Genomic DNA, 14,449 nt, shown 5'->3' on the forward strand with positions numbered 1-14,449 from the left:
GACATCCAAGGGTTTGGAAGAGCCGACCCGGTTCATGACCGGATCACTACGAAGGGATACATGCCCGTGCAGCCACAGGGACGTGCCAGCGGACAGAGGGTCACTGCGGATGAGAAAGCGCCGGAAGGCGCGGCGGCACCGCCCTTCCCGGACGCCGATCTGATGTACATCGTCGACCTGCTGCCGCCGGCGGAACAGTCCCGCTACCAGGAAATCCGTGACTTCCTCCAGTCCCGGATCCGGGCGGCCTCGATCGATTACTGGAACCGTGAGGAGTTCCCCTTCGGGCTGCTCGCCGAGCTCGGCAAGTACGGCCTGGGCGGCCTGCAGACGGACGGCACCTCCAAGCTGTTCAAGGGCCTGATGTACGTCGAGGTGGCACGAGCCGATGTGTCCCTCTCGGCCCTGGTGGGGATCCACAACGAGCTGATCGTTGGCATGATCGACCAGCTCGGCTCCGAGGAACAGAAGGCGCGCTGGCTGCCCGGGCTCACCGCCCTGACCCAGATCGGCGCCTTCGCCCTGACCGAACCGGACCACGGTTCGGACATCGCAGGCGGGCTGGCCACCACGGCCCGGCGCGACGGCGGCGAGTGGGTGATCAGCGGCGCCAAGCGCTGGATCGGTGCGGGCACCATTGCGGACTTCGCCCTGGTCTGGGCGCGGGATGTCGCGGACCAGCAGATCAAGGGATTCATCGTAGAGACGGACCGCCCCGGCTACACCGCCACCAAGATCGCGAACAAAATCGGGCTGCGGATCATGCAGAACGCGGATATCGTGCTCGATGAGGTCCGCATTCCGGCGTCCAACCTGCTTCCCGGGGCCACGGACTTCTCCAAGGCCAACGAGCTGCTGCGGGATTCGCGCGCCTGGGTGGGCTGGCAGGCCGCCGGCATCCAGCTGGCCGCGTTCGACGTCGCGCGTTCCTATTCGCTGGAGCGCAAGCAGTTCGGCAAGGAACTGGCGCGTTTCCAGCTGATCCAGCAGCAGCTGGCCGAAATCCTGGGCAACGCCTCCGCCTCGCTGTCGCTGATGGCCCAGCTGGCCCGGATCCAGGAGGACGGCAAGCTCGAGATGGTCCAGGCCGCGATGGCCAAATCCACCACCACCCGGCTGGCCCGGGCATCGGTGGCGATGGGGCGCTCGCTGATGGGCGGTAACGGGATCAGCAGCGACTACGAGATGGGCAAGCTCTTTGGCGACGCCGAAATCCTCTATACCTACGAGGGCAGCTATGAGATCAACTCCCTGATCGTGGCCAGGGCTGTGACCGGAAAGTCCGCCTTCGTGTAGCCCAACGACAAACGCCCCTCCCGAGGAAATCCTCGAGGGGGGCGTTTGTGGTCTTGGGGAAAGCATGGCGGCCGGATGGCCGGTGCTGCTATCCGGAGTACTTAGAGCGGGCGGATGTTCTCAGCCTGCGGGCCCTTCGGGCCCTGGGTGACGTCGAACTCGACCTTCTGGTTCTCGTCCAGCGAGCGGTAGCCGCTGCTGGAGATTGCCGAGTAGTGGGCGAAAACGTCGGCTGACCCGTCATCCGGGGCAATGAAGCCAAAACCCTTTTCGGCGTTGAACCATTTAACTGTGCCTGTAGCCATGCCATATCCTTCTGAAATGCTGCTGATCTCCGGCGGCCCGGAGGCCAACGGCTGCGGAGACATTCGTCCGCTGTTGCCCAACCTACGGGGCCGGGGGCCGCGGTGCAAGAGGCCGACGGGGGCATTTCGTTGTGTATCGGGCTAATATCGGGGCAATATGACAACGATCTCGGTGGTTATCCCTACCCGGAACGACGCCGAGATGCTCGCCGTCTGCCTTGCAGCACTGGCCCGGCAGACCCGTCCGGCCGACGAAATCGTGGTGGTGGACAACGGCAGCACTGACAACACCGCAGAGGTCTGTGCCGCCGCGGGCGCACGGCGGATCGCCGTCGAACTCCCCGGCATCGCCGCCTCCACAGCACGCGGTTTCGACGAAGCCCGCTACGAAGTGATTGCCAGGCTGGACACGGACTCGGTCCCGCCCGCCGACTGGCTCGAACGGGTTGAAACCATCCTGGAAAAGGCGGGCCCGCTGTCCGCCGTCTCCGGTCCTGGCGACTTCTACGGCGAAACGCGGTTCGCCCGGTGGGTGGGCACGAGCGTCTACATTCCCGGGTATTTCTGGGCCATCGGCTGGCTGCTGGGTCATCCTCCGCTGTTTGGCTCAAATTTCGCCCTGCGGTCGAAGGTCTGGGACCGGATCCGGGGCTCCGTCCACCGGGGCCTTCCGCCGGTGCACGATGATCTGGACATCTCCTACCAGATCCCGCCCGAGGTGACGGTTATCGGTGACCCCACCCTGCGCGTGCAGGTCTCCGCGCGGCCGCTGGCGGACTGGCACTCCGTCGGCCGCCGGCTGGCGATGGCGTGGACCACGTTCGGTGTCGAGTTCAAGCAGGAGGGCCCGTTCCGGCGGCGCCGCCGCCGCCGGCAGTGGGAGCGCGAGCACGGGCGCAACGGCGTGTTGCCATGACTAACTATCGCGACCTGAGCAAAGCCGGGGCTGCCGACGCGCTCCAGGAGTTTCTCGACGAACGCGGCCCGGCACTGTCGCGGCTCCGGGAGCGGCTGGTGGCCGACGGCCAGGACCCTGCAGTACTCCTTGTGGAGCATCGACGCGCTCCAGGGTTCGCACTTCGCATCTGACGGTGACACGCGTTAGGCGGACCCGTACAACGCGATCAGGTCGCGGCTCATCTGATGCGGCGAGGTCTCACTGGGACTGTGCCCGCCCCGGTAGACCGCAATTCGGGCACCGATCGACTGCGCGAAGCGGCGGTGCAACACCAGCGGCCAGAGGTCATGCTCGCCGACGGCGACGAATTTCGGCAGCGGCGCAGCGGCCAGCACCGCTCTCAGGTCGGGTGCATGCTGCATCAGCCCGAAGATGTCACTCACGGAGCTCCGGCGGGTGAACCGGAACCGGTATTTCACAAACCGAATCCGGTTTGGCGGGACGTGCACGACGTTGATGCGGATGCCCAGGATCATCAGTGCGGCGCCGACCCGCGGGCTGGCCAGGCCGCTGAACCGGCCGATGCGCTGGACTCCGCCGAACGCCTGGCCGGGCTCGGGCGGGCAGCTCAGCAGCGTGAGGCTCCGGAACTTTTCCGGGCGCCGGGAGTGCGCCAGCTGGGCCACGAACGCGGCGAAGGAATAGCCGACGACGTGCGCGGCGCCCTCTTCCGCGTCGAGCAAGGCGATCAGGTCGTTGGTGAACAAATCGTAGTCGTAGTGGGCGCGCGGAGGCACGAGGTTTTCAGGGCCCGCCGCGGCGGATTCGTACTGGCCGGCGATGTCGCAGCTCAGGACAAAGTACCCGGCAGCGGCGAGTTCGGGCAGCATCAGGACAAAGTCTTCCTTGGATCCGGTGGCCCCGGGAATCAGGAGCACCCGAGGGCTGCCCGGGGTGCCCATGGAGAGGGTGGCGAGTGTTCCGCTGGGGGCATCGAAGGTGCCCCGCACCGCGCCGTGGGGAAGTGCGGTCCAGTCCACGTCGCCGAGGGCGGCATCCCGGCGGGCGGCTTCGTCAACCAGCGCCGATCCGAACCCCTCGGGTTCCGGATTGCTCTGTGCGTTGCTGCCGGCAGACACCATGGTCTAAACAATAACCCCGTGCCGCTGCGGCTGGGCGGATCCGGCACGAGTGGCAGCGCCTAACCTGCCGGTGCCGGGGCCACTTTGCGCACGAAAGCATGGAGCCGGCGGTACACTTCCTGCGATTCCGGGTAGCGGAAGTCCTGCTGCCAGGTGTGTTCGGTGTTGGAGTTGCCCCAGTCGTAGATGAGGCTGTCCACGGGGACGGAATGTTCGCGCAGCCGGGCAATGAAGTTCAGGTTTGCGGCGTAGAAGAAGTCCCGCTCCGAGGTGGTCACAAAAACCGGCGGGAAGCGGGAATCCAGCCACTCGATCGGGGAGAGGAAGCCCGCGCCCCTGCGGAGGGCCTCCAGCCGGCCGGCGCCGCTGCCGCCAAAGCGGCCGCCGGAGGCGGGGCTCAGTCCCCCGCCAATGCCCCGGCTCCTGCCGCTGTTCCCGCCGCCGGAGCGGAGGCCGGGCAGCAGCATGCGGATGAAGTTCAGGCTCAGCACGAAGCCCTTTTCGAAGAAGACGGAGAAATCCACCACGCTGCAGTGCTGGACCAGGCCCTTGAAGTCGGAGCCCGGAACGGCCGGTTCCAGGCCGTGGTGCCGCGCCAGTTCCGGCTGGAAGCTGGCCGCGGTGAGGAGGGCCGCGATCTGCCCGCCGGCGGAGTCGCCGCCGAGGATGATCCGCGATCCGTCGCCCCCATAGCCGGCGATGTTCTGCCGGACCCAGGCCAGTGCGGCGTTGGCGTCCGCCAGGACGTGTGCCATCTGGAAGCGCGGCGCCTTCCGGTAGTTCACGTTGACCACCACCATGCCGCCCTCGGCCTGGCTCGCGCAGTACTTGGTCAGCGAGGCCTTGTCCCCGGAAGTCCAGCCGCCGCCGTGGAAGTACACGTAGACGGGCAGGGATCCCGTGGAGCCGGCCGCCGAGGTGCCGGCCGGAAGGTGCGGGCTGATGACGTCGAGGCGGTGCGCCCGGATGCCGTCACCCACAAAATCGATGTCGTGGAAGTAGTCGACGCCGGTAATCGGGTCGGCGTTGAAGCGGGCGTTCTCGCTGGCCTTCACCGAGTGCATCAGCACCCGCCAGGTCCACACCGGAACCCTGCGCAGGACGTTCCTCGTCCTGCGGGCCAGGGCGAACGTGCCACCGGCCTGTTGCGGTGTCCGTTCCCGGGACAGCCGAAACGGCGACTCGTGGCGCGTTGGCTGGTGTGCCGGTGTGGTCATGGTTCGATTCTATCTGGCACAACTGTGCTAAACCTGTGAGGCCAGCCCGCCCTGCCTCGCACCCCACCGCAGACGGCGGCACGGATTTCCGGATGTACGGCTCCGCATCTCCGGGTCACGGCTCCGTGCGGATGGTGCCGGCCGCGCCGTCGACTGTGACGGACTGGCCGGTATGCAGCCGTGTCGTGGCGTCCGGGACGCCCACGACGGCCGGGATGCCGTACTCCCGGGCCACCACGGCCCCGTGGGATATCACCCCGCCCATTTCCATAACGAGCGCGCCGGCCGTCAGGAACAAGGGGGTCCAGCCGGGGTCCGTGGAAGGCGCCACCAGGATTTCGCCGGGTTCCAGATGGGCACCAACCGGGTCCAGGATGACCCTGACCTTTCCGGTGGCGGTGCCTGCCGAGGCCGGGGTCCCGGTCAGGGCACCGGATGCCGGTGATTTCGCCATCATCGCGGCCTCGACGTCGGTGCCGTCGGAGAGCAGCAGCCGCGGGATGCGCCGGCGTCGCAGTTCAATGGCGTAGAGCTGCCGGCGGTCCGCGACGATGCCGTGCAGATCCGCGCCGCGCAGGCCCACGCGGATCTCGTCGAAGTCAAGGAAGAAGACGTCATCGGCGGTGGCGATCGAGCCGGCTGAGGCCAGATCCGCGCCGATCCGATCCAGTTGCCGATGCATCTCGCCGAGCACCTCCACGATGTAGAACTTGGGGAGTTCGCGCAGTCCCGCCAGTTGCCGCACGCGGCGCAGGCTGAGCTCCAGCGCCCGCGCGCGCCAGGGGCTCCGGACCCGCGCGCGGGCCACCAGGCTGCGGATCCTGTCCTCGGCGTGCTCGGCTGCCCGGGCAAACTGCCGGTCGGGAGCCTGCTCCGGATCCTCGACGCGCAGGTAGTTGGAGATCATGCCGAGGATGTGGTCGGGCTGCTCGGACCAGCGGGGCATGCCGAGATCGATTTCCGCCACGGCGCGGTGGCCGTAGCGGGCGAGGAAGCCGCGCACCCCCGCCTGGGCCTGGGGCGGCAGCTTGCCGGCGAGATATTCGGCGGACAACTCCTCAGGACGTTTCGCCAGGAACTCCCCGCGCGAGACCGGGTCGTCGCCGATGGAAACGGCGAGCTGCCAGAGTTCCAGGTCCATTTCGGTTGTGATGTTGTGGGGGAGGCCGCGCAGGACCGCTTCCAGCTCACGGGGTGGCGCGATGCCGCGCAGCAGCCGCCGGGCCACCGCCAGCATGATGTAGCCCAGGGACGGGCCCGGCAGGGTGGCCATGATCAGACCGTTAATGGTCCGGCCCAGGATCTGCTCGGTGAAGTCCAGCCGCTGGGCGGAGCTGGCGGGTTCGGCCAGCCGGAGCTCGGATTCGAGCCGCCTGCCGTAGTTCTTCGCCCGCCGCAGCTCAGCGGCGGGCCGGAAGGCGGGCCGGATCATCGCGGGAAGGAGCCCCAGGATGAGACCGAGGCTGGCTGAATTCTCCGTGCCGCCGGGGCGGCGGGTCGGGTTCGGGCGGCCGCGTTTTGCACCGGCTTTGCGCAGGGTTCCCAGCAACGGGCGCTCAATGACATCGAACCTCGGATCCTCGAGCAGTGCCGGAAGCACGGCGCCGGATCGCCCGTCCGCCAGGGGGAGCAATTTCAGCAGGTAGGCCCGGCCCGACTTGCTGCGGAGCACAGCTGTCAGGTCCACGTACATCCGCATCCCGGGGTTGACGTACCGCCAGGGCCCCTTGCCATTGCGCATCATCTCAAGGACGGCCAGCCCCATCGGCGTGATCGGCCGGGTCAGCCCCTGGAACAGGGTGCCGCACAGGTACACCCGGGCGGGGGCCGCGGCACCCGCTCCGGCATCCTCGGGCGCGGGTTCGGGCAGGGGATAGAGCGTTGTGATCGGGCGGGACTGGGTGAGCCAGATCCGGCCCGTGGCGTCGATGGCCCATTCGATGTCCTGCGGCGCCCCGAGGAGGCGCTGCACACCGCCGCCCAGCGCCGTGAGTTCCTGCAGCTGCGGGTCGCTCAGTGCGGGGCCGCGCCCGGGGCCCGTCCCTCCCGGCGTTCGCAGCCTGACCTGACCGGAAGCCGTGTCCAGCACGAACTGGTCCGGGTTGACCGCTCCCGAGACCACGGCCTCCCCCGAGCCGGGGCTCGCATTGATGACCGTCTCCGTCCGGGTCCCGGTGACGGGATTTGCGGTGAACAGCACCCCGGCCGTGGCGGCGTCAACCATGGTCTGGACGACGACGGCGAGCCCGACGTCGCGGTTGCTGATGCCGTTGGCCGACCGGTACGCCACCGCACGGTCGCTCCAGAGGGACGCCCAGCAGCGCCGGACCGCCCCGACCACGGCGTCGGCGCCGATGACATCGAGGTAGGAGTCCTGTTGGCCGGCGAAACTGGCGAAGGGCAGGTCCTCCGCCGTGGCGGAGGAGCGGACGGCCACCGGCAGGGTTCCGCCCATTTCGGCGTAGGCGGTGCGGACGGCGGCATCGACCTCGGGCGGGATCGGCGCTTCCGCGATCAGTGCCCGGGCCCGCCCGGCGACGGTGCCCAGGGCCCCCGGGTCTGCCGCGGTCCGGACTGCCGCCGTCCCTGCCCCGGATCCAATCGCGTCGAGCTCGGCCGCGAGGGCCTCCAGCCCGGGCGGTGCCGCCAGTTCGTAAGCGGCGGTGGTCAGGCAGAACCCGGGCGGGACCGGCAGGCCGGCCGCCAGGAGTCTGCCGAGATTCAGGGCCTTGCCCCCCACCAGGTGCAGGGGAACCGTGCCGGCGCTGCTGAGGTTCAGCACGAGAGGTCCGGCCGGGGAACTCCCGGCCGGCGGGTCAGGACGTGCGGAATCCATGGCGGGCCCCTACGGAAGGTCCGTTGGGCTGCCGGTGTCCTCCCACATCACGTCCAGGTTGCGGAACACCGGCGGCCCGTCGCAGAGGGCGGCCATCCGTGCGGCGAAGTCCGAGGTCTCGGGCCGTGCGGAGTTCTCCATGGCCGAGTCGTAGGAATCGAATTCGACCAGGGTGAGATACGTTCCGGGGCGGTCGCGGTCCGCGGTGGCAAGGATCCGGCGGAAGGTGGGCGGGGTGCTTCCTTCAGTCCGGGACGGCCGGCCCAGCGCTTCGATTTCCTCGATGCGGGAGGTCTGGAATTCGATGATCTGCACAAACCTGGCCATGACGGCTCCTCAACGGCGGCGGATGCTGATGCGCTTCACGGTAGACCCCGCGCCCTGCCAGAACAAGAGCCGGAACACGAGCCGGTCCAGGGGTTCCCGGACGGGGCCGGGCAATCCCGGCGCCGCCGCCGTTTGGGCGTTCCGTCAGGGGGTCAGCAGGACCTTGATGGCGCGCCGTTCATCCATGGCGCGGTAGGCCTCGGCGGCGTCCTCCAGCGGCATCACAACGTCGAAGACGCGGCCCGGATTGATCGTGCCGGCGAGGACGTCCGCCAGCAGCTCCGGGATGTAGGTCCGCGCCGGGGCCATCCCGCCGCCGATGGAGATGTTCGTATCGAAGAGGTGGCGCAGCGGGACCTCTCCGCCGCCGGTGGGAACGCCGACAAAGCCCAGCGCGCCGCCCGGGCGGGTGCTGTGCAGCGCCTGGTCCATGGATTCCTTGGTCCCGACACACTCAAGGACGGAATCGGCCAGCACTCCGCCGAGGAGTTCGCGGACCTTGGCGACGCCGTCGTCGCCGCGCTCCGCCACGATGTCGGTGGCCCCGAACTCGCGGGCGATGGCCTGCCGGTCGGCGTGCCGGGACATCGCGATGATCCGTTCCGCGCCGAGGCGCTTGGCGGCCAGCACCCCGCAGAGCCCGACGGCGCCGTCGCCCACCACCACGACGGTGCGGCCCGGGCCCACCTTCGCGGCGAGGGCGGCGTGGTGGCCGGTCGCCATCACGTCGGAGAGCGTGAGCAGGCTGTTCCGGAGGGCATCGTCCGGCTCGGTGATCCCGGGAACCTTGACCAGGGTGGAGTCGGCCAGCGGGACGCGGACCGCCTGGCCCTGGCCGCCGTCGATCGCGTGACCGGTGTCGTCCCTGCCGCCCCAGCCGGCCAGGTGCTCGCAGGCCACGGTGACGCCGTTGAGGCATTGGGGGCAGGCGCCGCAGCTGATCACGAACGGCGCGATCACGAGGTCTCCGACCGCCAGGCTGGTGATTCCTGAGCCGATGCTTTCCACGGTGCCGATGAACTCGTGGCCGATCGCGGTGGGTTTGCGGGTGGGCCGCACGCCGCGGTAGGGCCACAGGTCCGAGCCGCAGACACACGTGGCGGTGACCTTGACGACGACGTCGGTGGGCAGCTGGACCGTGGGATAGTCACGGTCCTCGACCCGGATGTCGCCGGGGGCGTGGATGATCGTGGCGCGCATGGAGGCTCCTCAAGTTGCGGGCGGGGATGGACTCGAGTCTAGGTGATCTCCCGGAGCCGGAGCCGAACGATTTCCGTCAGGATTTCGGTGGGGACGGGGTGGTCCACTGTGAAGCGGATGGTCCCTTTGGAGACCGAGAAGCCCTCAAGCCGGGGCGCGACGGCGTCCACCACCCGCGCCGAGAACGGGAAGACCGAGAAGTGCCTGCCGCTCGCCGTGACTCCGATGAGCGGCTTGTCTTGAACCTTCAGCGCGGGCATGCCGTAGCTGACGCCATCCACGGCGTCGGGGGCTTCTGCCCGGGCCACGGCGATGACCCGCTGCAAGGCAGCGCGGGCCGGTTCAGGCAGGGCAGCCAGCGCGTCATCGACGGATCCCATGCCCGGAGTCTACTGCCAACGCGGGGTCAGATGCGGCCCATTAAGCCGCCCGGCATGGGCCGTATCTGACCCCGCGTTGGTTTTCGCAGGCCGCTACCCACCCGGGTAGCCGACCGGGCCCCGGATAGTCCACCCGGTCAGGTGGTTGCGGGCCACTCCGGCTGCTGAGCCACACTGAGACCAGTCCTCAATGTGGCTTGGATCACAGTCGCAAGGTGAGGAATACGCCGCTGGTGTCACCGCGCCTCAACATACAAAGGAGTATCAATGGAACGGCTCATTAACATCGACAACGGTGGGACACTGACCGATATTTGTGTCTGGGACGGTGAGAATTTTTCGTTCACGAAGACTCTCACGACGCCCTTTGACCTCTCCCAGTGTCTCTTCGACGGCATGGCCAAAGCTTCCAAGGAAATCTTCGGCGAAGAGGATCTCCCCGGGCTGCTGCACTCCACACGTCATATCCGGTACTCCACCACCCAGGGCACCAACGCCCTCGTGGAGCGCAAGGGACCCAGGATTGGCATCCTCACCGACAGCCCCACGCTGGCCGGCGAGCTCCGCAACGGCGGGGCGGCAGCTGAGCTGTTCGAAGACCTCGTCGGCACACGGGTGGCAGTCATCAACGCTGAACAGGACGCGGAGGAGCTCGCCCAGGAGATCGTCAAGCACGTCAACCGGCTGACGACCGACGGCGCCGCACGGCTTGTCATCGCCATGGCGGACCGCACCAGGGAGAAGGCCGTCAAAGGCGTCCTGCTCCGGAAGTTCCCCCGCCATCTGCTGGGCTCGGTGCCCATGCTGTTCTCCTGGGAATTCACGCCCGACACCGTCCAGGCTCGGCGCGTGTGGTCAGGAATCATCAACTCCTTCCTGCATCCGACCATGGAACGGTTTCTCTACAGCACCGAGCACCGGCTGCGGGACCACAAGGTCAAGAACCCGCTCCTGATCTACCGCAATGACGGCGCTTCGTCACGGGTGGCCAAGTCGGTCGCGTTGAAGACCTACTCTTCGGGCCCCCGCGGCGGGCTGGAAGGGACCAAGGCCCTCTCGGAGGCCTATGGACTCGCGCACGTTCTGATGATCGACGTCGGCGGCACCACCACGGACGTCGGCTCGGTGAAGAACTCGACCATCTCGACGGAGCGCAGGGGCTCGATCCAGGGGGTTCCGATGTCGTTCGAGATGAGCAACGTCCATTCCAGCGGAGTGGGGGGCAGCTCTGTCATCGCCGTCCGCGACGGCGTCATCACCGTCGGGCCCGAGAGCGTCGGAGCCGCACCGGGCCCTGCTTGCTTTGGTTTTGGCGGCAAGCAGGCCACGATCACGGATGTAAACCTGCTGCTCGGCGTGCTCGATCCGGACACCTACCTCGACGGAGGGTTCAGCCTTGACGCCGAACGCTCCCGCGCCGTCATCACCGAAGTCATCGCGGAACCTTTGGGGATTACCCTGAATGACGCCCTGATCCGGATGGAGGCCGCATACTTCGCCCGCATGTCGCAGTCCTTCGCGGCCGACGTCGAGGCTGCGGACGCCACCACGGTTGCCGCGTTTGGAGGTGCCGGACCGATGAGCGCCTGTGGTGCCGCCCGGATCGCCGGTGTCCGCCGCGTCCTGGTGCCGAAGATGGCCGCTGTCTTCTCCGCCTTCGGAATCGGCTTCTCCGACATTGCGCAGACCTACGAGGCCAACGTCGCGGGAATGGACGAGCAAAACTTCGGTGCAACCAAGGCGACGCTGCTGGCCCGGGCCACCCGGGACATGTTCCAGGAGGGCCACGAAATTGACGAATGCCGGCTCGAATGGAACGTAGTGCTGGAGGACGCCGAAGGGCAGCTGGTGTCCGAGCTGCCGTACCTGGCTTCCGACCCGCAGCCCGGCACCAGCGAACACAACACCATGCTGACGCTGACCGCCCGGTACGAACTGCCGCACGCATCGATCCGGCGGGCCGAATCAGTGGCGAAGACGCCCGCCGTCGCCGCCTCCACCCGGAAGGTCCGCTCCGCCGTGGACAAGGTCGACGAGGTTCAGGTCTTCGACCTGGAGAGCCAAACGGCCGGGGCCTCGGCGGCGGGCCCCGCAATCGTAGAAGGCCCCTACTTCACGGCCCGTGTGCCGCACGGCTGGGTCTTCGATGTGACGGTCTCCGGCGACCTCATGCTCACAGACACCATCCAGAAGTAACCCCACACATCCATCAGCAAGAACAGGTGAGACACGCTATGCGAATTCCAATGACGGAATATCTGATCATCGATCTCGACACCGAGCGGTGGAACTGCAAGGTATGCAACCACGACCTCGGCGAGGCCAGAGGCAACTACAAGGAGGGGACCCTGGTCTACGACCGGGACCCCACGGAAATCCACCAGTCGATCCTGGACCCGGAGAAGTATGAATTCACGTTCGCTCCGGACCCCACATTCTGCCGGATTCTCGAGTTCTACTGCCCGGGATGCGGAACCCAGCTGGAAACGGAGTACGTACCGCCGGGACACCCGCCCACGGTGGACATGCTGTGGGACATCGACTCGCTCCGCGAAACATGGCTCAAGCGGGGCACCAAGCCTGAGATCGTCATCAACTACGGACCCGGTGAAGAGGCGGTTGCCGATTTCACCCCGGCGCTCGGCTCCTACAACACCCACAACCATTCCCCCCATTCGTTCAGCTAGTACTTGGAATAAAGGAGACCACTGGTCATGAAGCGAATTTCCGTCGACATCGGCGGCACATTTACCGACTGTTTTTTTGCCTGGGAAGACCAGTACGTTGAAGCAAAGGCGCTCACAACGCACCACAATCTGGCCCAAGGCTTCAACGAAGCACTCGACCTCGCCTGCTCACGCGCCGGACTGGACCGGGACCTCGTCCTGAAGGAAGTCGATTCCGTCCGCTATGCCACCACCCTCGGCACCAACGCCCTGATCGAAGGCAAGGGCCCCCGTGTGGGGGCGCTGGTCACCCACGGCTTCGAGGACACCATCCCGCTTTCCCGCGGCCGCGGCTACGGCGAGGGACTGGACCCTTCCAAGCAGCAGAACATGCCCGACGCCACCCGCCCGGATCCGCTCGTGCCCCGCGCCCTGATCCGGTCGGTGAAGGAGCGAATCAATTCGGCCGGCAAGGTGGTCGTCTCGCTGATGGAAGACGATGTCCGCACCCAGGTGCGCGAACTCGTGGACGCCGGGGCGGAAGCGATTGTGGTCTCCCTGGTCAACTCGACCGAGAACCCGGTCCATGAGCAGCAGATCCTGGAGATCATCCTGGACGAGTACCCGGCCCACGAGCTCGGGGCCATCCCGGTCCTGCTCGGAAGCCAGGTGTCGGGCCGAAAAGGCGAGTATGTCCGGGCGACGTCGACGATCGTGGACGCGTTCCTGCACGAGATCATGTTCCACGCGCTGGGGCAGCTGTCCAACAACCTGCGTGCCTCCGGTTACGACAAACCCATGCTGGTGATCCACAACTCGGGCGGCATGGCGCAGTCCAACTCGACGGATGCCCTGCAGACCATCCACTCCGGACCCATCGCCGGCGTGGGCGCTGCCCAGCACCTGGCCCACAGCACCGGGCTGGGAAACGTGATTTCGACGGACATGGGCGGCACGTCCTTCGATATCGGCCTGGTCCCGGAAGGCGGAGTCAAGCACTACGACTTCCAGCCGACCATCGGCCGCTGGCTGGTATCGGTGCCCATGATTCACCTGCTGACGCTGGGTGCGGGCGGGGGTTCGATTGCCAGTTATGACCGCATCCACCATGCGGTACAGATCGGTCCGGAATCAGCAGGTTCAGACCCCGGCCCCGCCTGCTACGACCGCGGCGGCCTCCGCCCCACGGTCACGGACGCTGACCTGGTCCTGGGCTACCTGGATCCGGACAACTACGCCAACGGCTACATCAAGCTGAACAAGAAGCGCTCCGTCTACGCAATCGACGAGGTTCTCGCCGACGAGCTGGACATGGACACCATCCAGGTCGCCAAGATCATCAAGAATGCGGTCGACGAGCAGATGGCGATCGGAATGGCCAAGGAGCTGCGCGTCAGGGGATACCTCCCGGAAGACTTCACCATGCTGGCCTATGGCGGCAACGGACCCCTGCACGCCTGCGGCATCGCCGATCACGCCGGCATCCGCAGGATCCTCGCGCCGCCCTTTTCCTCGGTATTCTCGGCCTGCGGCGCCGGCAACATGAAACCCCTCCACATCCATGAGCGCGGCTCCCATGTGGTGTTGTACAACCCCACGGACCGCAGCCTCTACCAAAGCTACGACGAACTGAACAACGTCATCCAGGAGCTGGAAGCCAAGGGCAAGGAAGACCTGATCCGTCAGGGGTACGACGCCGCCGACATCCGCTACAGCCTCGAAATGGACATGCGCTACGGCAACCAGCTGGTGACCACGGCCGTCGTTTTCGACATCAACCGTGTGAACGGCGTCGCCGACGTGCTGCACCTGATCCGGACGTTCTCGGATATCTACGGGAAGCGCTACGGCGCCGGCAGCCAGGCCCCCGAGGCCGGCATCCGGGCCCAGACCGTGCGGGTGTCGTCCTATGTGGACGGGGACGTGGTCAAGTTCGACTCGATCGACTCCGGACACGACCGGACAATGCCCAGCCCTGTCGGCACCCGGCAGGTCCACTTCGTGAAGACCGACGGAGCCGTGGATACCCCGGTGTACGACGCCGAGGCCCTCCACCACCAGCACGTCATCCACGGCCCCGCCATCGTCACCACAGAAAACACCACGTATCTGGTTGAACCGGGCTGGCGCCTGGAACCGACGTCCCAGGGAGCCGTGTGGTTTCTCAAAGACTGATCCCGTG

At 67.1% G+C, this 14,449-nt stretch carries 13 protein-coding genes; 6 read left to right on the forward strand and 7 right to left on the reverse strand.

Annotated elements, in window-relative coordinates; all coding sequences use genetic code 11:
- Nucleotides 1-162 precede the first annotated feature (162 nt).
- On the forward strand, nucleotides 163-1,296 hold the full coding sequence (locus ASPU41_RS08100) for an acyl-CoA dehydrogenase family protein (RefSeq protein ID WP_231941301.1): 1,134 nt from the start codon (nucleotides 163-165) through the stop codon (nucleotides 1,294-1,296).
- A 101-nt stretch (nucleotides 1,297-1,397) separates the two neighbouring features.
- Here ASPU41_RS08100 and ASPU41_RS08105 read toward each other — a convergent pair whose 3' ends face one another.
- Nucleotides 1,398-1,601, reverse strand: a complete 204-nt coding sequence (locus ASPU41_RS08105) for a cold-shock protein (protein WP_069950491.1) — start codon at nucleotides 1,599-1,601, stop codon at nucleotides 1,398-1,400.
- A 157-nt stretch (nucleotides 1,602-1,758) separates the two neighbouring features.
- Between ASPU41_RS08105 and ASPU41_RS08110 the strand changes: the two genes are divergently transcribed.
- Together ASPU41_RS08110 and ASPU41_RS22605 are read left to right on the forward strand one after the other, a co-directional pair.
- Nucleotides 1,759-2,517: a glycosyltransferase family 2 protein gene (locus ASPU41_RS08110; RefSeq protein WP_069950492.1), complete on the forward strand. Its 759-nt coding sequence runs from the start codon at nucleotides 1,759-1,761 to the stop codon at nucleotides 2,515-2,517.
- Entirely contained in the window at nucleotides 2,514-2,690 is a 177-nt protein-coding gene (locus ASPU41_RS22605; protein ID WP_157356967.1) for a hypothetical protein, read from the forward strand. The genes ASPU41_RS08110 and ASPU41_RS22605 overlap by 4 nt, the downstream gene beginning before the upstream one ends.
- A gap of 12 nt (nucleotides 2,691-2,702) precedes the next feature.
- Here ASPU41_RS22605 and ASPU41_RS08115 read toward each other — a convergent pair whose 3' ends face one another.
- The 6 genes from ASPU41_RS08115 to ASPU41_RS08140 form a co-directional block, all read right to left on the reverse strand.
- On the reverse strand, nucleotides 2,703-3,641 hold the full coding sequence (locus ASPU41_RS08115) for an alpha/beta fold hydrolase (RefSeq protein ID WP_083266424.1): 939 nt from the start codon (nucleotides 3,639-3,641) through the stop codon (nucleotides 2,703-2,705).
- A gap of 59 nt (nucleotides 3,642-3,700) precedes the next feature.
- Entirely contained in the window at nucleotides 3,701-4,858 is a 1,158-nt protein-coding gene (locus ASPU41_RS08120) for an alpha/beta hydrolase (protein WP_231941206.1), read from the reverse strand.
- Nucleotides 4,859-4,973: 115 nt separating this feature from the next.
- The gene (locus tag ASPU41_RS08125; protein ID WP_069950493.1) at nucleotides 4,974-7,694 is read right to left on the reverse strand and encodes a PEP/pyruvate-binding domain-containing protein; all 2,721 of its coding nucleotides are present in this window, start codon (nucleotides 7,692-7,694) and stop codon (nucleotides 4,974-4,976) included.
- Nucleotides 7,695-7,703: 9 nt separating this feature from the next.
- Nucleotides 7,704-8,021, reverse strand: coding sequence for a hypothetical protein (locus tag ASPU41_RS08130; protein ID WP_069950494.1), 318 nt, complete (start codon nucleotides 8,019-8,021; stop codon nucleotides 7,704-7,706).
- A 144-nt stretch (nucleotides 8,022-8,165) separates the two neighbouring features.
- Complete coding sequence (locus ASPU41_RS08135; RefSeq protein WP_069950495.1) at nucleotides 8,166-9,221, reverse strand: zinc-dependent alcohol dehydrogenase family protein; 1,056 nt, start codon at nucleotides 9,219-9,221, stop codon at nucleotides 8,166-8,168.
- Nucleotides 9,222-9,259: 38 nt separating this feature from the next.
- The gene (locus tag ASPU41_RS08140) at nucleotides 9,260-9,601 is read right to left on the reverse strand and encodes an iron chaperone (RefSeq protein ID WP_069950496.1); all 342 of its coding nucleotides are present in this window, start codon (nucleotides 9,599-9,601) and stop codon (nucleotides 9,260-9,262) included.
- A 267-nt stretch (nucleotides 9,602-9,868) separates the two neighbouring features.
- Here ASPU41_RS08140 and ASPU41_RS08145 point away from each other — a divergent pair, with 267 nt between their 5' ends.
- The 3 genes from ASPU41_RS08145 to ASPU41_RS08155 are packed head-to-tail and all read left to right on the forward strand — an operon-like array spanning nucleotide 9,869 to nucleotide 14,442.
- Nucleotides 9,869-11,797 carry a hydantoinase/oxoprolinase family protein gene (locus ASPU41_RS08145; RefSeq protein ID WP_069950497.1) on the forward strand — a complete coding sequence of 643 codons (1,929 nt, stop codon included), beginning with the start codon at nucleotides 9,869-9,871 and terminating at the stop codon, nucleotides 11,795-11,797.
- 50 nt (nucleotides 11,798-11,847) lie between these two features.
- Nucleotides 11,848-12,288, forward strand: coding sequence for an acetone carboxylase subunit gamma (locus ASPU41_RS08150; protein ID WP_231941210.1), 441 nt, complete (start codon nucleotides 11,848-11,850; stop codon nucleotides 12,286-12,288).
- Between the two features lie 27 nt (nucleotides 12,289-12,315).
- The gene (locus tag ASPU41_RS08155) at nucleotides 12,316-14,442 is read left to right on the forward strand and encodes a hydantoinase/oxoprolinase family protein (RefSeq protein WP_069950499.1); all 2,127 of its coding nucleotides are present in this window, start codon (nucleotides 12,316-12,318) and stop codon (nucleotides 14,440-14,442) included.
- The last annotated feature ends 7 nt before the right edge of the window (nucleotides 14,443-14,449 follow it).

The sequence above is a fragment of the Arthrobacter sp. U41 genome, assembly GCF_001750145.1.
Classification (GTDB): Bacteria; Actinomycetota; Actinomycetes; order Actinomycetales; family Micrococcaceae; genus Arthrobacter.